Genomic DNA, 18,730 nt, shown 5'->3' with positions numbered 1-18,730 from the left:
AGTCTATTTGTTACAGCACCTGTGCTGTTTGTGAAGATAGTAAACTGTACCAACCTGCAACAGTTGGACGTTCTGCTAAATCTGCAAAAGTGATTTCTTTCCCTTCACGACGCCACTTTTCTACTAAACTCATAATTCTGACCGAATCAAGCCCTCTATTTAATAAGTCTTCATCAATATCAATACTCTCTACTGGCTCACGAAGTAGTTGTGCAACTAGTTCATGCACTTCCTGTATAGTAATTCCTTCACTCTCATCATCTTTTACACTTTGTAAATCTTTTAACAGTAGGTTTGTTGATGTCGTTACTGCACATCTATTAGATGCATACTCCAATGCTTGTTTATGATGCTCTAGTGAAAAATCAGCAACTGCATCTGCTACAAAGAACGGCTCTATACCATCCATAAATGCTTCACAAGCTGTTAAAAGACAGCCAATATGCGCATAAATACCGCAAATAATGAGTTGATCTCTTCCTTGTTCATTTAAAATTTCTAATAGATTTGTCTTTTTAAATGCACTATATCTCCATTTTGTTAGGAATATATCATCCTCATCAGGAGTAAGTTCATCAACAATTTTCTTTTTATCTGGTCCAGCAGGTATACCGTCACCCCAAAAGTCTTGTAATAAACCTCGTTGTTCTAACGTTTGCCCACCAGGTTGTGCTGTATAAACAACTGGTATACCAAGTTCCTTGCATTTTTCTCTTATCATTTTAATATTTGAAATAAGTTCTACTTTTGGTGATTCTTTATCGCTATATGCATCAAGAAAGTATTCTTGCATGTCATGAATTAAAAGTACTGCACGTTTCGGATCTGGTGTCCAATTCACTTTATTTTTTGGTAGTTCTGATTCAATTGGCATTTTATATACTGAAATAGATGGGATGGCCATCTAATCACTTCCTTCCGATTTTTATTATTGTTTTACTGTAATAAGTTTTTCAGCAATGACTTTACGTAGTTCTTTTTTGCTGACTTTTCCGACTCCTGTTTGCGGGAATGATTCAATAAATTCAATTCGATCTGGAATTTTATAAGCCGCTATACCACGTTCTCTTAAAAACATTTTTAATTCACTTACTGCCGGAACTTGTCCGCGAACTATAACAAAAGCACAGGTGCGTTCACCTAAATAATCGTCAGGCATAGATACGATTGCTACGTCATGGATCGCATCGTGTGCTAATAGATGATTTTCAACTTCTTCCGCAGCAACTTTCTCACCACCACGGTTAATTTGATCTTTATCTCTTCCTTCTACAATGATGTATCCTTGTTCATTTACTTTTACAAGATCACCTGTGCGATAAAACCCATCCTTTGTAAATGATCGTGCATTATGCTCTTCGGCTTTATAGTAACCACGAATTGTATATGGACCTCGTGTTAATAAACTACCTACTTCGCCCGGTTGTACATCGTTGTCATTTTCATCAACAACTCGTACTTCATCGAGTGCAGACATTGGTCTACCTTGTGTATGAATAATAATTTCTTCCGGATCGTCTAATCTTGTATAGTTCACTAATCCTTCCGCCATACCGAATACTTGCTGTAACGTACATCCAAATGTAGGGCGTATACGTCTTGCTACCTCAGCACTAAACTTAGCACCACCTACTTGAATAACCTCTAGGCTCGATAAATCGGTATTACGAGAAGATGCAGCATCAAGCCAAATCATTGCTAATGGCGGAACGAGCGCTGTAATTGTAACTTTTTCTTTTTCGATAAGAGCAAATGCCTCATCTGGACTACCACCAGTTGCCAATACCACTTTTCCACCCGCATAGAAAGTTCCAAATGTCCCTGGAGAACTCATTGGGTAATTGTGTGCTACTGGAAGAACTGCCATATAGACGCTTTCTGCATTCAAATTACAAATTTTAGCGCTAACACGTAAACTATAAATATAGTCATCATGTGTTCTAGGAATTAATTTAGAAAGACCTGTTGTGCCTCCTGATAATTGGAGAAACGCAACATCACTTGGCTGAACTTCTGGTAATGAGACGGGATCCATATACAGATCATTTATGTTCACAAACTCTTCTTCTTCTCCCACTACAATTACATGTTGTAAATTTGGCACTTTCTCTTTCACTTCTCTTGCTAGTTTTCGATAATCAAAACCGAGAGCCTTATCTGAAATAACGTAAGCGCTCGCCTCGCCAAAATCACAAAAATAACTAATTTCACTGCTTCGATGTGACGGCAGTGCAAAGACAGGAAGCGCTCCAATTCGAAATAGTGCAAAACATATTTCGAAAAACTCGATAATGTTAGGTAACTGGATTACAACTCTGTCCTCTTTCTTTATTCCTAAATTCAGTAAACCTGCTGCTAAACGATCTACCTTTTTATTAAGTTCACTATATGTTATATGCTTCTTACCACTTACAACCGCGATTTGATCTCCATATTTCTCAGCCCGCTCTCTTAACACTCCTCCAAATGTTTCACCAAGCCAACATCCTTCTTCTCGGTAACGATCGGCAAATTCTTTTGGCCATTCTGTATAACCTACTAGCATTCTTTCTTCCCCCTATTTTTCATTAAGTGAACTATCTCTTAACCCTAAAGCTTTTAGCATTGTTTGGAACTTAGCTGATGTTTCTGCTAACTCATCTTCTGGTTTTGACTCAGCAACAACTCCAGCTCCTGCATATAAACGCAGTGTATTTTCTTGTACTTCAGCACAACGAATTGTAACAATCCATTCTCCATCTCCATTTAAATCGCTCCATCCTAGCATTCCTGTAAAGAACTCGCGGTCAAATGGCTCAATATGCTGTATAGCCTCTCTTGCTTTTTCCATCGGAGTTCCGCAAACTGCTGGCGTAGGATGAAGGGCAATTGCTAATTGTAAAGAAGAAGTATTTGGATCCTTCAGTTCACCTTTCACTTCTGTAGACAAATGCCACATCGCTTCACTATGAATAACTGATGGCTTTTCTGGAACATGTAATGTATGACAATACGGACGAAGTGCAGCGGCAACCGCTTCCACTACTACCGCATGTTCATGTAAATCTTTTGGAGAAGAAAGTAATTCCTCTGCTCTTCTTTTATCTTCTACTGGGTCCTCACTACGTGGCCTTGAACCAGCTAACGGGTTAGAAATAACTTGCATACCATTACGTGAAACAAGTAATTCAGGACTTGCTCCAATTAGCGTCTTACTGTTCTCTTTTTCATCTTTCGGTAAATTCACAGCAAATGTATAACCATGCTTATTATGCTCTGCTAATTCTCGCAGAAGTTTTTGCTTATCAATCTTTTCCGAAGATTTAACATCTAACGATCTAGATAGAACGATTTTCTTTAAATCACCGTCCTGTATTTTTTTAATTCCTTGCTTCACACCATTCATATAAACTTCAGGGTCTGGCATTGGCGTCATTTCAAATGTTACGTTCTCATTTGTTTCAAGCTGATTTGTTGTATCCAATTGTAAACGCTCAGAAATCCTACTATATTCGGGTACGATAAGTTGGACTTCTTTTCTACGATCGAATGGCAAAGCACCCACAACGATAGGATTTGGATTTCCAGCTTGTTTCGCATTACTTAATGTCGCTTGCACAAGCTCTGGGAAATTTTCAATTTCACGATGCTTTACTGTAGTAAACTCTCCTTCTGCTAATATCGTTCGAGTTGGTGAAGCAAAAAAGAATGAAGATTCAGTCTTATAATCTCCTAAAAGTTTTTCTGACAATTCCTTTACAGCTATATGTTCATTCATAATATAATAACCTCCTGAATTTTGATTAAACTCCTAACGTAGCACCGCCATCGACACATAAATTGTGCATTGTAATATGACTTGCTCTATCTGAGGCTAAAAATAACACGGCTTCAGCAACTTCTGAAGGTTGTGCAATTTTTTGTAATGGAATTCCGAGTCTATATGTATTTTGAGAACCAGCAATTATATTTTTAGCTCCATTCTCATCAGCCCATAGTAATCTTTGCATCTCAGTTTCAGTAGAACCTGGAGAAACTAAGTTGCAGCGTATATTGTATGCCGCAAGCTCTAGTCCTAAACATTTCATAAACATCGTCGTTGCAGCCTTTGACGCAGCATACGCAGCCATCTCCATTCTCGGCGTATTTGCCGCATTTGAACCGACTGTAACAATTGCCCCTGATTTTCTTAACATCATATTTTTACTTACCGCTCGGGACATATTGAAAACCCCTGTAGTATTTACAGAGAATGTTTTATTCCAATCTTCATCACTTAACGAATGAATTGGTCCCATACGTAAAACCCCTGCAACATTTATTAAAATATCTATTGGCGCTATTTCATTTGCAATATGATTTACCATGTCTTCAACAGCAGCGCTATTACTCACATCTAAACGAAACGTTTTCATACGTGTTTTATTTAATTCATTTTGATTTAAGAGTACATTTAACCCCTCTTCATTTTGATCGACCGCAATAACTGTGGCTCCTCTTTCTAAAAACATTTTGGCAACAACACTGCCTATGCCTTGTGCTGCACCTGTTACTAAAACTGTTTGCCCATCAAATTCCCCTAAGTTCATTTTCTCTATCCTTTCACATAAACATTAATTTCATTAAGTAACATAAATGATATTGATTTTCATTATCATTCATGTTGTAAAAAATAATACACTTACTAAACTAATTGGTCAAGTGCGCATTACTTTAAAATCCATTTTATTGATAATGTTTTTCATTTACTATCTTACACCGAAATGATAATGTTTCTCAATAAACTTGTCAATCTTTTTTTATTTTTCAGATAAAGTATTTTAATGCTTCTTAATAAAATCATACCTAAACGCATTAAATGTACTTATATTATAAATAAAATTCAAACTCCTCTTTTTAAAATTGAAGAAGATAAACTAGAGATACGTTCATTTACAATGCTTTATGAAAAACTCAAGTATATATTTTCTCAATATTTTTCTGAAAATATATCTTACAAATACTAATGAATGTCTTCTTTATCATTTAAGATTTAATATATATTTCGAATATGATGTATCAATTTATCATATTCCAATATAATCCAAATGGGTATTCCACTCACTTTTACATCTATAAAAATCACAAAAGTAATTTAACCTTGTTAAAATAACTCATAAAAAAAGCATCCTAATTAATAGAATAGGATGCTTTTTCGTAATCATAGTGTTATAGAAGATTTGTATACTTATGCTACGCTGCGATACTCTTCTTCTTGTTCTTTTTTCTGTTTAGGTGCTTGAATTAAAATTGCGATAATGAATGACACGACACATAATACACCGATCACCATGAACGTTGGTTTGAATCCACCTAGAAGTGCACCGATAAAGGAACCTGCAAGCGCCCCAAATCCAAATCCTTGATACACAATTCCGTAGTTCTTACTATGGTTTTTCATACCGAAGAAATCACCAACAATAGCTGGGAAAATAGTGATATTTCCACCAAAGCAAAACGCTACACTTGCTACACATACGAAGTAAATACCATAATTTAAATCTACAAAACTTAGAACTAAGACTGAACTCGCCATAACAACAAAAGTACCAGTAACGATTTTTAAACGCCCAATTTTATCCGATAACGGTCCTAAAATGATACGACCTAATGTATTGAAGATTGCAACCATAGCCACCGCATTAGCTGCTGTTGCTGCGCTAAGTCCTACAAGTTGAACACCAATGTCTTTTACCATACCGATTAAGTATAAGCCACTCATACATGATGTAAATAACATGATAAATAATAAGTATACTTGTTTTGTGCCTAACATTTCTTTCGTTGTGTATTCCTTAGTTTTTGTTTCATGAACTGCTCCTTGATCTGCAGCTTGATGGATTAAACAAGCACCAATTACAATCATAGCTGTAACAATTAAACCCCAGTATATAAATGCTTGCGATACACCAACTGATTCAATCAACTGTGCGTTAACGTATTTAAAGATTAAGCTACCTGAACCATATGCAGAGACAGAAATACCAGCAATTAAACCTTTACGCTCTGGAAACCACTTTATTAAATTTGATAGTGAAGTGATATATGCTGTACCATCTGCATAACCTACAACAACTCCCGCTAGTACATAAAGTAATATTAATGAGGATGCTTGTGAGCTAAGTATTAATCCTAGTCCTAATGCTAATCCAGCTATCATAATAAGTTTACGAAGTCCCCATTTTTCTTGCAATTTACTCGCAAATAAAGTTGAAAATGCTAAAGAAAGACTAGTAATTGAGAAAGTTATCGCAACAGCGTTAAGACTCCAACCGTATTTACTAACTAAAGGCTGATTGAATAAACTCCATGTATATATCGTCCCAAGCCCCATTTGTACTATAACTGTGCCAAGGACAACAAACCATGGATTAACAGTTGATTTTTTCATACCTTTCCGCCTCCTCTTTCTATTTCAATGCTATTCGCTAAATTTACTTTTTTTATGTTCATTTTGGTCACCTCTTTTGATTTGACACCTTCATTGTATAAGATGTTTTTGTTTATGTAAGCACTTACAAGACAGAGCGTCAAAAACGTAGAATCAGTTACAAAAAACGAAGGATGAAATACAAAAACTACTTATTAAATACGTAACACTTATTTAATAAGTAGTTTTTGTATAAGATCGATTTACATTTATTTTTGAACTCTTTTTTTAAAAGTGAAACAATAAAACCGTCTCTTTACTATTTATTAAAGAGACGGTTTTATTAGGTCAATTCATAAGCCTGACTTTTTTTATACGTTTATAATTGTTTCTTCAAATGTAACAATTGGCTCTACAAATTCCATCATAATGAAAGCATTTTTAATACGTCTTGTTAAAACTTCTTTTAATTCTGCACACATTTCTTCTGTAAGTGATTTTACAAATACAAAGTTGTGATAATAAATCACACTCTTCTCTTTACTTAATGGGTTTAAAAACATCCCCTCTTTTGTAACGAGAGCATTAGAATGCCCCGATAAAGTTGAAAGAAACGTCTCTAAAATTTTTATTTCTCTTTTTGAAAACGATTCTTCACAAACTACTTTAATATTCATTTCTGTTATCATTTATATATTCCCCCAACCATTTTTTCACAAGGGGATACTATAATACTATTAAATTTTCACAAGACTCCCCTTGTCGTTCATAAAATTCACCAGAAAACTAAGTTGACTAACTTGTTTTTTCCCTTTATTCATATAAATCTCTCCTTTCGTATATATTACTTCTCCATTTTTAATTGATTACCTTTTTATATTAAAGTTTTTCTATGTTTTTAATTGGAATTTTACCAATTAGAGATCTTATTAATAAACGTATATTTTTCTTATACTCCTGAAAAAAACTTTACTTATCTACTTTACGTTTTGTGCTACATAGTGTCTGTTTTTTGAATAATTTGCTTCCCTGCAGTATTTACATAGAAATATTGTTTCGCTAATGCTGAAAACAATTTACTTATAATAAAGTGAAACTTTAATCACCCCTCACCAATCGGGCTTTTATGGGCAGCAGGGCCCCCACCTAACTTCTTTTCTTCCACTGAATTTTGAGGTGGGGGTCTTACTGCCCAGCAAATAGCGGGATAAACTTAAATAAAATATAACTTTTAACATAAGAGTACTTTATACTCTTCTATTAGAGAACAAATTTTTTCCCAATAAATAAAACTAAATATTCACTAATATATCTATCCGTGGTTTAATATATATAATAAAAAAATATTTCTGTCTTTAATGAGGAGGTACTATGAAAGCAAACGTAGGGGATACTATACTTTTTCAACGAAATAATTTAAAGATTACAGGATCTGTATTAAAACTTTATACTGAATCGGTCTTAGTTGAAATTACAAATGTAAGCGGTGGTACTTTTGAATTTGATCGAACAATTGTAAATCATAAAAACTATAAAGTTTTAAATACAAATACATAAAACAACACAAAATAGCCCCTGCTCAACAGCAGGGGCTATTTTATATAAAAATATTTCACTAGTTTATATACCCTAAAACATTAACAATCTTACTCGCTTTTAAATTGTTAATATGATAATAAATTTCTAAACCTCTTCTCTCTGCTCGTAACACTTTACCCTTCATTTTTGATAAATGTTGTGAAACAGTAGATTGCGGAATATTCAGTAACTCTGTTAATTGTGTTACATTACAAGTTTTTCTCGTACTTAATTCATTTACAATTTGCAGTCTGATTGGATGCGCCATAATTTTTAAAATATCTACATCTTCTTCTGAAACTAAAGTTTTTCTCATTTCACTCGTATATGTTGTCATAAGACATTCCCCTTTTATATGAATTCCATATTCATAAGATCTATTTCCAAATTTTTTAAAACCCTTGATTAAAACTTTCATATAGAAATAAAAGGATTTTAAATTTTTGAAAACAGAACTTACATTCACTTTATTTATTTATTTATTTGGTACATATACATAATACAATGTTAATATGTGCTCTATGTGAAGTTCACATAAATTTGTGATGAAGATTTACTTAGCCACTCGCATCCTACTCATCTAATTACTCACTGCGTAAAATCATCAGTTATTTTAACACATTTTAGGCGTTTGTATATACTATTTATAAAGTGAAACTTTAATCAGTGGGGCTTTTGTTCATCCCCCACTGCTTATCAGCCCTCACCAATCGGGCTTTTACGGGCAGCAGGGCCCCACCTAAATTCTTTGCTTCCCCTGAATTTTTAGATGTGGGTCTTACTGCACGGCAAATAGCGAGATAACACAACTTTTATAAAGGGGGATTCATATGCCTACAGCGTTACAAGAAGAAGTCGAAGAAGCACGGGAAACATATGTCAGTCGTATCATCTTAGTTGGAGGATCGACTTTATTTTTAGTAGGCGGGGTTATATCGGCAATTTCAGCTTTTAAAGCTTATAATCGTTTGGAGAATACGCCGCCTTCTACAGATAATTCATAGATATTTTATAAAATAAAACGTCGCCTCCAATGAAGAGACGACGTTTTATTATTCATACATATGACACTAAAAGTATCGATAGATTCCCTACTCCATTTTCTAAGCTTACTTCACCACAAACCTAGTCTGACTACACCCATCCTTCTGCTTCGTTACTTCTAATACAGCTGGCATTGCGTTTTTCAGCTCTTGTACGTGTGAAATGACACCGATAAATCGGCCTGATTTTTGTAAGTCAATTAAGGCGTCTACTGCTTTCGTTAATGATTCTTCATCTAATGAACCGAACCCTTCATCGATGAACATCGTTTCGATGGAAATACCACCTTCATATGCTTGAATGACATCTGCCATTCCTAGCGCTAGGCAAAGTGATGCATTAAATTTCTCTCCGCCGGATAGTGTTTTTACATCGCGTGTTTGGCCAGTATATGCATCGTACACATCTAAGCCTAATCCACTTTGACGATTTCTCTTTTCAACTCGTTCACTTCGTTTTAAATAAAATTGTCCGTTTGATAATTTACGTAATCGTTCGTTTGCAATTTGAACAATTTGTTCTAAATACTCAATTAAGATGTAACGTTCAAATGATATACGGCTCTCGTTATCACCTTTCATTACTTCATATAAGTCAACAAGTTCTTGGAAAGCTTTTTCTTCCTCATGAATTTGCTCATCAATACGTCTAATGTTTTCATGTAAATCAGAAATATATGTTACCGCATTTTGCGCACGTTGACGTTTTTCTTTAATGATATCGAGATTAATTTGTAATTCTGTTATGTGTTCACCTAACGCTGTAATATCCATATACTCTTTATCTTTTAATTCAGCTTGTAACTCTTCAATTTGTTTTGCAAGCACTTCAAGCGATGAATAATAACCTTGAATTTCTTTTTGTAACATTTCCATCTCGTGATCGCTTAATTTGGCTTCTTTATACGTGAATTCGTCTGTAAACCCGCTTTGTTCTAGCTCTTTCATAAAGCGTGCGAAAGTCTCTTCTTTCTTTAATTTTGCACTTTCAAATTGATTAGAAGCACCTTTTTGTTCTGCTTGAATACGTATATTTTCATTTTGCCAATGCTGATACGCTTCCTGCACTTTCTTCCATTCGTCCTCCATTAACCTAAGTTCCTGCATAGCTTGGTCAAACTGTGCTTTCCAAGCTTGTACTGTTTGTAAGTTTTCTGGAATATTTCGTTTATCATGTTCATATGACGTACGAAGTTGCATACACTCCATTTCTGTACGGTGCTGCATTGTTTCCACTTCTCGTTTTTGTTTCTGAAGTTCTTCTATTTTTTCTTCTACGCTTTTCATGTTCGCAGCAATCTGCTTACGTGTTTCTTCACTTGCTTTTAACGTATTAACGTCTGCAGCTAATTGTTTTCCTTTTTGAACAAGTGCACTATATGTTTCAGCTAATTTTTCCGAGTTGTAGCCGCGCTTCACAACTTCTTCTATCACTTGTTCATATTGTAGTCGATAGAAATTCCATTTCTCCTCTACTTGCACATGTAATTTTTCAGCAATGTTCTTCTTATCTCTTAAATCGTTTAACTCTTTTTCATCGATCGCATTACTTTGCTCTGTAGCTTTTTGCGGATGATTCGTACTACCACATACCGGACAAGATTCACCGTCATGTAAATGAAGAGCTAATATACCAGCTTGTTCACTTAACCAGCGGCGCTCCATGTTTTCATATGCACGAACTGCCACTTGCATTTTATTATTTGCCGCTTCTTTTTCTTGCTCGAATTTTTGTTTTTCTTGCCAAACATCATATGCTTGCTTTAAAACTTTTGCATCTTCTCGCATATTCGTTAGTTCTTCTACTTTAGCTACATATTGCTCAAGTGCTTGTTCTAATTGCTGCAATTCATCAGACATTCTCTGTTTTTTGTTTGTATGCTCTTCTAGTTGTTGATCTAACTTTTGCATACTTTCTTTTAATTTCCCTATTTGGATTTCGGTATTTTGTAAATTCAGCTTTCTCTCAGCTAATGATTCAATAATCGCTTGTAACTCTTCTAATCTTTGAACAAGTTTTTTAGCCTCTTCTCGCTCAGCTTCTTTATTCTTTACTACTTCATACTTCTCCTGAGCAAGTTCAAAGCTATTCATTATCTGTTCTTGTTTGACGCTTATCTGTTTTAACAAACTTTCAGCTTTCTGCTCATTTTCCATCGCTTCTTCATACCATTGTTCAAATGGTAATAAGCGCTTTGCTTGTTCCGCACGTTTAAAGGATTTTTCTTTCTTTTCAATTGCTGCACGGTTCTCTTGTAAAGTGTTATATTTCTCATTCTTTTGTTGTAAATCTATAAATTTCTCATTTACAGATTTTGCTGCATGAAAACGTGTTTCTGCATCCTTTAATTGCTTCGTTTGAACATCTTGTTCTACTTGTAATTGCTCAACCTCTGCCTTATACACGGTTGTTTCTTGTTCTAACGCTTCTACTACTTGATGCGTATTTACATGTTCTTGTGCCACTAATGTCTCTAATAATGCTCCATCACGGATTGGTAATTTAAAAACATTACGGAAATAGAGCTCTCTCTCTTTTTGTTTTTCTTGCAAGACATCTTTCCATTGTTTTCTCTTTTGATCAAGTAACTCACGCATTAATTTATAACGATCCGTTTTAAAAATACGACGTAAAATCTCTTCTTTGTTTTCCGTCTCAGATGTTAATAGTTTTCGGAATTCCCCTTGGGGTAACATAACAATTTGGCTAAATTGATGTTTACTTAACCCAATTAAATCTTCCACTTTTTTGTTTACGTCTGTTACATGAAAACGATCGACGGCTGGAACGTTTTCTCCATCAATAACTTCATATAATTCTACTGCATGTCCTGTAATGGTCTTATTCCCTTGTTTTTTATGTCCAAGTTGCCGTTTTATTTCATAGCGTTTCCCTTTTAACTGAAAGGTTAATTCAACACTTGTATAAACATTATCATCAGCAAATTGACTTCGAAGCATGCTCGTATCACTACGTTCTTCTCCACTAGCCTCACCATATAACACATAACAAATCGCATCAAAAATCGTTGTTTTTCCAGCTCCCGTATTCCCAGAAATAGCGAAAATACGATGTTCTCCAAGATCTTCAAAATCGATTACTTCTTTCTGTTTATATGGCCCGAATGCTGTCATAATAAGCTGAATCGGTCTCATCCTCGTTCACCTTCCCGTTCTTGCACTGTTTGTAATACATCTATAAATAGGCGTTCTTTCTCTTCTGATAAATCTAACCCTTTCATTTCTTTATAGAAAGCCTTTAAAAGAGATAAATCATCCGTTTTATGTCTTGAAACCGTTACTTCATTTGTATCTGTGAGTTCTCGCCTTTGCATCGCTCTTTCAACGTGCATTGCATTTGGATATACAGATCGTATTTTCTCCATTGGCTGTAAGACAGGGTTTTCGTCTAATAATTTTACAAATACGTAATCTTCACTTACTGGATGCTGTAATAATTCATCTATTTTCGCTTCTACTGTTCGCATTTTACGACGTGGTGAAAGTAACCTTTTTTCAATTGCTACTTCACCAGTTTCATTCAGTTCTACAATGTAATAACCTTTTTTATGTTTCTCTTCAGAAATTGAATAGGCAAGTGGTGAACCTGAATATCTAATGGTCTCATTACGTACAAAATGCGCTTGATGTAAATGTCCAAGCGCTGTGTAATGAAACTTATCAAAATAATGACTATTTACATATTCAGCACCACCAATTGAAAGTGGTCGTTCTGCATCACTTGTATTCTCCTCCGCTTCTCCTGAAGAAGTTACAAATGCATGTCCAACAAATACATGTCTAGCTTCTTTATCCATCGTTTCAGAGAGCTCATTCATAAAAATGCGCATCGCATCATCATGAGAACGTACGTCTTCATTTTTCAACACGTGTCTAACTATGCTTGGGTCTGCATACGGTATTAGATGGAAGTGAACCTCTCCATATTCATCATTTAGTACAACAGGTTCGTACGGGAATTGAAATTGACCTGCAATATGTAATCCTTGTTTTTTCATTAAACTACTTCCAAAATGGATACGATCCGGACTATCATGATTACCAGCTACTGCAATAACTGGTGTTTGTAAATCAATAACTATTTTTTGCAGCACATCATTTAATAAGTCTACTGCTTCTGTAGGTGGAATTGCTCGGTCATATAAATCCCCTGCAATAATTACAGCATCTGGTTTTTCTTCTTCAACAGCCTGTACAAACTGATCTAATACAATCTTTTGGTCTTCAGTCATATACACGCCATGAACAAGCTTTCCTAAATGCCAATCCGCTGTATGAAATAACTTCATATTTTTCTACTCCTTTTAATTTACTGATTTTAGTGAAACGAGTTGATAGTTTATTGTAGTTTTTCCGTTCTCCCACTCTAGTTTCAATATCGTTGCACTTCCAATTCTTTCTTCATTTGATTTATATAAAGGCAATATTTCTTTAATTGTAAATAAGTGGTAACCATCCAATATTAATTGAAATATATTTTCTTCAATATGTAATCTTACTTCTTTTTCATTTGAAATAATTTTTGTGTGCATCTCAAATTTCATGATAGATACAACCCCTTTTTATAATCTCTACATTTTAATAGTATAGTGGCTATGCAAGATTGACAAGTACATACACAGCAAAGTACACACTTTTCTATTGTTATATGCTTTATGTATTTTATATAAAATACGGTATGTGAAATTTTATATTTCCCCCAAAATAAAAATGCCTATTGTGACATCTTTATTTTTGTATAAAGTCTTTCATTACATAATATAAAACGGTAATTAAGACGATTGCGACGAAAAATGAGAACACTGCGACAATGTAGCCATCTTTATTTAATAAAATACAGAATGAAATAGATATTATAAAAATCGGAAATACGAGACGTACTTTATCCTTCACTTCTTCTGTCGTATCTGTATGATGAAAATACTGCGTTATTCCTATCATTAAAAAAGACAAAATAATAACCGACAATAGTAAAGGTCCTGGCATTCCGATTTCTCCTTTCTCTATTTCTAATTCAATGTAAAATTTTTTATTACAATTGTACGATTTATTTTTTCTTCAAACACACTTTTAGAATTGATAATGAACATTTCACACCTATATAATAGCGCTTTTATCATTATAACTTCAAATAATTACACTTACAGTAATGTTGTAATATTCCCCCTCAGTCTCTGAAATCCTGCAAAGATAACTCGTCAAAATATGCAGTGACCAAATTAATATTTACCGTCAACTTTTGACAAAATTTATAAAGGACATTTCAGTACATATCAAGAATTAAGAATAAGAAGATATGTAAGGGAGGATGCATTATGACTGAACAAGTTTTATTTTCTGTTAGTGAAAACGGCGTTGCGACAATTACTTTAAACCGTCCAAAAGCACTTAATTCTTTATCTTATGACATGTTACAACCTATCGGACAAAAACTTAAAGAGTGGGAACACGATGAGCGTATTGCACTTATCGTGTTAAAAGGAGCTGGCACAAAAGGTTTTTGTGCAGGTGGCGACATTAAAACTCTTTATGAAGCGCGTTCCAATGAAGTGGCATTGCAACATGCAGAACGTTTTTTTGAAGAAGAGTATGAAATTGATACATATATTTATCAATATACAAAACCGATTATTGCTTGTTTAGATGGAATTGTAATGGGCGGCGGTGTCGGTCTTACAAATGGTGCGAAGTATCGCATTGTAACTGAGCGTACGAAATGGGCAATGCCAGAGATGAATATCGGCTTCTTCCCAGACGTCGGAGCTGCATATTTCTTAAATAAAGCGCCTGGATATACAGGACGATTCGTTGCTTTAACAGCATCTATTTTAAAAGCTTCTGACGTATTATTTATTAATGCTGCAGATTACTTTATGACATCTGATTCATTACCAGAGTTTCTTACTGAACTTGAAAGTGTAAATTGGCATAAAGAAGATGATGTACATACTAATTTAAAAGAAGTTATTCGTACATTTGCAACTGCTCAAAACTTAGAAAGCGAGCTCGCTCCTTCATTAGAAGTAATCAATTCACATTTTGCTTTCGATACAATTGAAGAAATCATCCATTCATTGGAGAAAGATGAAAGTTCCTTTGCTCTAAAAACGAAAGAAACACTGTTATCAAAATCCCCTATTTCACTAAAAGTAACATTAAAACAGTTTATTGATGGACAAGATAAATCCGTTGAAGAATGTTTCGCTACGGACCTTATACTTGCTAAAAACTTCATGAGACATGAAGATTTCTTCGAAGGAGTACGCTCCGTTGTCGTTGATAAAGATCAAAATCCGAATTATAAATATAAACAGTTAAGTGACGTTTCAGAAGAAGATGTGAATCGTTTCTTTAACTTACTTAATGCATAAAATGAAATTGGCATGAGGGGATATTTTGTTCATCCCCCACCTAACTTCTTTGCTTCAGCTAAATCTTGTGTGGTGAAAATCTTACTACCCGCAAATAGCGGTATAAAATCGAGGCTATATAGTAGTGTAATTACAGCTACTATATAGCCTTTTTTATTTAATTATTTTTAATAAAATTTAATTTTATTAAATCCATTTTTGTGCTACACTGATTTTAATCAAATATTCTAAAAATAAAAAGGAGGGGCGGCTATGATAGAAAATTATCTTCTTTTCATCATTATGTCTATTTGCCTTATCATTTTACCTGGTCCAGATACAGCAATGGCTACGAAAAATACATTGGTTGCTGGTAAAGTCGGTGGAGTGAAAACAGTGTTTGGTACATGTATTGCACTATTAATTCATACTTTAGCTGCTGTAATTGGTCTTTCTGCACTTATTGTAAAGTCAGCTCTTTTATTTTCTATTTTCAAGTACGTTGGGGCTCTCTATTTAATATATATCGGTATTAAAGCCCTTTTAGCAGTAAGAAACAAAGAAAACTTAGATACAAATGATCTATCTTTGAATAATGAAAACGAACATACTTCTTGCTTTCGCCAAGGATTTCTTACAAATTTATTAAATCCTAAAGTAGCAGTCTTCTTTTTAACTTTTTTACCACAATTTTTAAATCCAAATCATAATACATTTATTCAACTTCTTGTAATGGGCCTTACTTACCTCGTTTTAACAGTCATTTGGTTTGCATTTTATATATTTTTAATTGATAAAATTAGTGCTTTTATGAAAAAACCGAAGACGCAACGTTATATTCAAGGGCTAACAGGAGTCGTCCTAATTGGATTTGGTATTAAACTAGCTTTTGAAAAAAATAATTAACAAGACGAAAACCACCACTATTAATAGTGGTGGTTTTCATCTAATAACTGATTTGGTTGTTTACTCTATATTAAAACCAGCGCTCAGTTACAACTTTTTTACGTGTATAGAATTGAACGCCATCTGTACCATTTGTACCTAAATCACCAAAGAATGAAGCTTTATTTCCTGCAAATGCGAAGAATGCCATTGGTGCTGGAACGTTTACGTTTACACCAATCATACCAGCATCGATATTATCACGGAATGTTTGTGCATGTTTACCATTTGACGTATAAATAACCGCACCATTTGCAAATTTAGATTGATTTGTTAGTTTAATACCTTCTTCTAAATCTTTAACACGTACAATACTTAATACTGGAGCAAAAATTTCATCTTGCCAAATTTTCATTTCTTGATTCACGCCATCAAAGATTGTCGCACCTACAAAGTAACCTTCTCCAACTTCTTCATTAATTTTACGGCCATCTACTAATAAAGTTGCCCCATCTGCTACACCGCTATTAATATAGCCTAAAACGCGCTCTTTATGAGATTCACGGATTAATGGTCCAACATAGTTATCTTCGTTAAAGCCATCGCCTACTTTTAATTTTTTCGTTTCTGCTACTAATACATCAATAAATTCATCAGCAATTTCATCCACTACTGCTACTACTGAGCATGCCATGCAGCGCTCTCCACTACTTGCAAATGCAGATCCAATTACACCTTGTACTGTTTTCTCAAGATTGCAATCTGGCATTACAATCGCATGGTTTTTCGCACCTGCTAATGCTTGTACACGTTTTCCGTGTTTCGTACCTGTTTCATATACGTAACGAGCTACCGGCTCAGAGCCAACGAACGAAACAGCCTGAATATCTTTATTTTCTAAAATGCTATTTACAACATCTTTTCCGCCTTGCACTAAATTTAATACGCCTTTTGGGAAACCTGCTTCATAGAATAATTCTACAAGTCGCTCTGCTAAAAGTGGCGTTCTTTCAGATGTTTTTAATACGAATGTATTACCGCAAGCAATTGCAAGTGGGAACATCCATAACGGAATCATCATCGGGAAGTTAAACGGTGTAATACCAGCAACAACTCCGATTGGGTAGCGCCAAATCGATCCATCAATTCCGCTAGCGATATTCGGAAGTGCTTGACCCATCATTAAATTTGGCGTAGATGTTGCAAGTTCTACCGCTTCAATACCACGCTGTACTTCACCTGTTGCATCCGTTAGCGTCTTACCATTTTCTAGCGTAATGATTTTTGCAAGCTCATCTTTGTTTTCTTGTAATAGCTGTAAATATTTATATAAATTTCTTGAACGATTTGGAACTGGTACTTTAGACCATGTTTCGAATGCTGCTTTTGCCGCTTCAACAGCTTTTTCAACATCTTCTTTTGGAGATAGTGGAACGTAAGCGATAATTTTTCCAGTCGCTGGATTTGGAACTGCTTCTACTTCCGTACCTGTCGATTCAACCCACTCACCGTTAATGTGATTTTTTACTCGTTTAATTTCAGTTGTAATCATTGTATTCTCTCCTTTGTATAATTTATTTTTGATTAGAAATTAATTGCTCGCTAACTTTCTTATATAAAGCAGCCATATCGTTTTCACCATATCCAGCTTGACTCGCTTCGTCATATACGTTTAATAACATTTCGCTTACCGGTAAATGGAGTTCGCTTTCCTTAGCTAAGTCAACTGCAAATCCTAAATCTTTCTTCAATAAGTTCACAGTAAATCCTGGCTCGTAGTTTTCAGGTGCTATAAAACTTTTATAATTACGTTCATAAATTCTACTTTGACCGTAACTTACATTTAAAATATCAAACATTTTATCTAAATCCATATTATTCTTTTTCGCTAATGTTAAAGCTTCACTCACACCAGCTGTATAAAAACCAATTAATAAGTTATTAATTAACTTAACAGTTGTACCACTATCAATCTGCTCACTAACGTGGAAAATGTTCGCGCCTAGTACGCCCATGATAGATTCCGTTTTCTCATATACGTCTTTTGATCCACCAACCATAAACGTTAATGTACGGTTTTCGGCTCCGATTACACCACCGCTCACAGGTGCTGCTAAAAAGTCTACTTTCTTTTCCTTTGCAGCTTCCTCTAACTGTTTGTTTAACTGCGGCGATACCGTACTTGTATCAATGAAAACTACATTCGAGTGACCATTTTCAAATAATCCTTCTGCTCCAAAATATACCGCTTCAACAGCGCGAGGTGAAGGTAAACTTGTAAAAACTACATCACATGTTTCTGCTAGTTTTGAGATTGATAGACCGATAATTCCGCCTTCTTTTTCAAAGGACGCTTCCGCCTCTTTATTTAAGTCCACGCCATACACTGTGTAACCTGATTTAACTAGATTTTTTGACATTGGAAGGCCCATGTTACCTAAACCGATAAAACCAATCTTTTTCAT

At 34.6% G+C, this 18,730-nt stretch carries 17 protein-coding genes; 4 read left to right on the top strand and 13 right to left on the bottom strand.

From position 1 onward, the window contains the following. Positions 1–10 precede the first annotated feature (10 nt). The 6 genes from MHH55_RS05805 to MHH55_RS05780 form a co-directional block, all read right to left on the bottom strand. Positions 11–904 (bottom strand): isochorismatase family protein, encoded by an 894-nt coding sequence (locus tag MHH55_RS05805; RefSeq protein WP_071740458.1) that lies wholly within the window; start codon positions 902–904, stop codon positions 11–13. Positions 905–928: 24 nt separating this feature from the next. Beyond that, a complete protein-coding gene (locus MHH55_RS05800) occupies positions 929–2,545 on the bottom strand; it encodes a (2,3-dihydroxybenzoyl)adenylate synthase (RefSeq protein ID WP_000960124.1) in 1,617 nt (538 codons plus the stop codon). A 12-nt stretch (positions 2,546–2,557) separates the two neighbouring features. Next, positions 2,558–3,757 (bottom strand): isochorismate synthase DhbC, encoded by a 1,200-nt coding sequence (gene dhbC, locus MHH55_RS05795; protein ID WP_001002080.1) that lies wholly within the window; start codon positions 3,755–3,757, stop codon positions 2,558–2,560. A gap of 25 nt (positions 3,758–3,782) precedes the next feature. Further along, positions 3,783–4,568 (bottom strand): 2,3-dihydro-2,3-dihydroxybenzoate dehydrogenase, encoded by a 786-nt coding sequence (gene dhbA, locus MHH55_RS05790; RefSeq protein ID WP_001048437.1) that lies wholly within the window; start codon positions 4,566–4,568, stop codon positions 3,783–3,785. Between the two features lie 638 nt (positions 4,569–5,206). After that, a complete protein-coding gene (locus MHH55_RS05785) occupies positions 5,207–6,409 on the bottom strand; it encodes an L-lactate MFS transporter (RefSeq protein WP_000750111.1) in 1,203 nt (400 codons plus the stop codon). 350 nt (positions 6,410–6,759) lie between these two features. Then, positions 6,760–7,077: a hypothetical protein gene (locus tag MHH55_RS05780; protein WP_000627302.1), complete on the bottom strand. Its 318-nt coding sequence runs from the start codon at positions 7,075–7,077 to the stop codon at positions 6,760–6,762. Positions 7,078–7,759: 682 nt separating this feature from the next. On the opposite strand from MHH55_RS05780, the gene MHH55_RS05775 reads away from it, so the two are divergent. Beyond that, the gene (locus MHH55_RS05775) at positions 7,760–7,945 is read left to right on the top strand and encodes a YkvS family protein (RefSeq protein WP_000646793.1); all 186 of its coding nucleotides are present in this window, start codon (positions 7,760–7,762) and stop codon (positions 7,943–7,945) included. A 58-nt stretch (positions 7,946–8,003) separates the two neighbouring features. On the opposite strand, the gene MHH55_RS05770 is transcribed toward MHH55_RS05775, so the two are convergent. After that, the gene (locus MHH55_RS05770; RefSeq protein ID WP_000214801.1) at positions 8,004–8,303 is read right to left on the bottom strand and encodes an ArsR/SmtB family transcription factor; all 300 of its coding nucleotides are present in this window, start codon (positions 8,301–8,303) and stop codon (positions 8,004–8,006) included. 493 nt (positions 8,304–8,796) lie between these two features. Here MHH55_RS05770 and MHH55_RS05765 point away from each other — a divergent pair, with 493 nt between their 5' ends. After that, the gene (locus tag MHH55_RS05765) at positions 8,797–8,970 is read left to right on the top strand and encodes a hypothetical protein (protein WP_001141668.1); all 174 of its coding nucleotides are present in this window, start codon (positions 8,797–8,799) and stop codon (positions 8,968–8,970) included. Positions 8,971–9,075: 105 nt separating this feature from the next. Here the strand turns inward: MHH55_RS05765 and MHH55_RS05760 are convergent, their stop codons facing one another. From MHH55_RS05760 to MHH55_RS05745, 4 genes are all read right to left on the bottom strand, one after another. Further along, positions 9,076–12,165 (bottom strand): AAA family ATPase, encoded by a 3,090-nt coding sequence (locus MHH55_RS05760; RefSeq protein WP_001247463.1) that lies wholly within the window; start codon positions 12,163–12,165, stop codon positions 9,076–9,078. Continuing rightward, positions 12,162–13,319, bottom strand: coding sequence for an exonuclease SbcCD subunit D (locus tag MHH55_RS05755; RefSeq protein ID WP_000765150.1), 1,158 nt, complete (start codon positions 13,317–13,319; stop codon positions 12,162–12,164). The genes MHH55_RS05760 and MHH55_RS05755 overlap by 4 nt, the downstream gene beginning before the upstream one ends. Before the next feature lie 15 nt (positions 13,320–13,334). Continuing rightward, positions 13,335–13,574: a DUF2584 family protein gene (locus MHH55_RS05750; RefSeq protein ID WP_000667342.1), complete on the bottom strand. Its 240-nt coding sequence runs from the start codon at positions 13,572–13,574 to the stop codon at positions 13,335–13,337. A 184-nt stretch (positions 13,575–13,758) separates the two neighbouring features. Then, positions 13,759–14,016, bottom strand: a complete 258-nt coding sequence (locus tag MHH55_RS05745) for a hypothetical protein (RefSeq protein WP_001119404.1) — start codon at positions 14,014–14,016, stop codon at positions 13,759–13,761. A gap of 329 nt (positions 14,017–14,345) precedes the next feature. On the opposite strand from MHH55_RS05745, the gene MHH55_RS05740 reads away from it, so the two are divergent. After that, positions 14,346–15,401, top strand: coding sequence for an enoyl-CoA hydratase/isomerase family protein (locus MHH55_RS05740; RefSeq protein WP_078188171.1), 1,056 nt, complete (start codon positions 14,346–14,348; stop codon positions 15,399–15,401). A gap of 252 nt (positions 15,402–15,653) precedes the next feature. Then, positions 15,654–16,286 carry a LysE family translocator gene (locus tag MHH55_RS05735; protein WP_000572360.1) on the top strand — a complete coding sequence of 211 codons (633 nt, stop codon included), beginning with the start codon at positions 15,654–15,656 and terminating at the stop codon, positions 16,284–16,286. A 70-nt stretch (positions 16,287–16,356) separates the two neighbouring features. Here MHH55_RS05735 and MHH55_RS05730 read toward each other — a convergent pair whose 3' ends face one another. Beyond that, positions 16,357–17,817: a CoA-acylating methylmalonate-semialdehyde dehydrogenase gene (locus MHH55_RS05730; protein WP_000633344.1), complete on the bottom strand. Its 1,461-nt coding sequence runs from the start codon at positions 17,815–17,817 to the stop codon at positions 16,357–16,359. Positions 17,818–17,839: 22 nt separating this feature from the next. Further along, positions 17,840–18,730, bottom strand: coding sequence for an NAD(P)-dependent oxidoreductase (locus MHH55_RS05725; protein WP_000719409.1), 891 nt, complete (start codon positions 18,728–18,730; stop codon positions 17,840–17,842).

Source organism: Bacillus sp. FSL K6-2944, assembly GCF_038005385.1.
Classification (GTDB): domain Bacteria; phylum Bacillota; class Bacilli; order Bacillales; family Bacillaceae_G; genus Bacillus_A; species Bacillus_A cereus.
This window is presented reverse-complemented; position numbering and strand designations above follow the sequence as displayed.

Bases quoted from the DNA above. Each gene is read 5' to 3' on its own strand.
- MHH55_RS05805 (WP_071740458.1), bottom strand. From the start codon at position 904: ATGGCCATCCCATCTATTTCAGTATATAAAATGCCAATTGAATCAGAA.
- MHH55_RS05800 (WP_000960124.1), bottom strand. From the start codon at position 2,545: ATGCTAGTAGGTTATACAGAATGGCCAAAAGAATTTGCCGATCGTTAC.
- dhbC (WP_001002080.1), bottom strand. From the start codon at position 3,757: ATGAATGAACATATAGCTGTAAAGGAATTGTCAGAAAAACTTTTAGGA.
- dhbA (WP_001048437.1), bottom strand. From the start codon at position 4,568: ATGAACTTAGGGGAATTTGATGGGCAAACAGTTTTAGTAACAGGTGCA.
- MHH55_RS05785 (WP_000750111.1), bottom strand. From the start codon at position 6,409: ATGAAAAAATCAACTGTTAATCCATGGTTTGTTGTCCTTGGCACAGTT.
- MHH55_RS05780 (WP_000627302.1), bottom strand. From the start codon at position 7,077: ATGATAACAGAAATGAATATTAAAGTAGTTTGTGAAGAATCGTTTTCA.
- MHH55_RS05775 (WP_000646793.1), top strand. From the start codon at position 7,760: ATGAAAGCAAACGTAGGGGATACTATACTTTTTCAACGAAATAATTTA.
- MHH55_RS05770 (WP_000214801.1), bottom strand. From the start codon at position 8,303: ATGACAACATATACGAGTGAAATGAGAAAAACTTTAGTTTCAGAAGAA.
- MHH55_RS05765 (WP_001141668.1), top strand. From the start codon at position 8,797: ATGCCTACAGCGTTACAAGAAGAAGTCGAAGAAGCACGGGAAACATAT.
- MHH55_RS05760 (WP_001247463.1), bottom strand. From the start codon at position 12,165: ATGAGACCGATTCAGCTTATTATGACAGCATTCGGGCCATATAAACAG.
- MHH55_RS05755 (WP_000765150.1), bottom strand. From the start codon at position 13,319: ATGAAGTTATTTCATACAGCGGATTGGCATTTAGGAAAGCTTGTTCAT.
- MHH55_RS05750 (WP_000667342.1), bottom strand. From the start codon at position 13,574: ATGAAATTTGAGATGCACACAAAAATTATTTCAAATGAAAAAGAAGTA.
- MHH55_RS05745 (WP_001119404.1), bottom strand. From the start codon at position 14,016: ATGCCAGGACCTTTACTATTGTCGGTTATTATTTTGTCTTTTTTAATG.
- MHH55_RS05740 (WP_078188171.1), top strand. From the start codon at position 14,346: ATGACTGAACAAGTTTTATTTTCTGTTAGTGAAAACGGCGTTGCGACA.
- MHH55_RS05735 (WP_000572360.1), top strand. From the start codon at position 15,654: ATGATAGAAAATTATCTTCTTTTCATCATTATGTCTATTTGCCTTATC.
- MHH55_RS05730 (WP_000633344.1), bottom strand. From the start codon at position 17,817: ATGATTACAACTGAAATTAAACGAGTAAAAAATCACATTAACGGTGAG.
- MHH55_RS05725 (WP_000719409.1), bottom strand. From the start codon at position 18,730: ATGAAAAAGATTGGTTTTATCGGTTTAGGTAACATGGGCCTTCCAATG.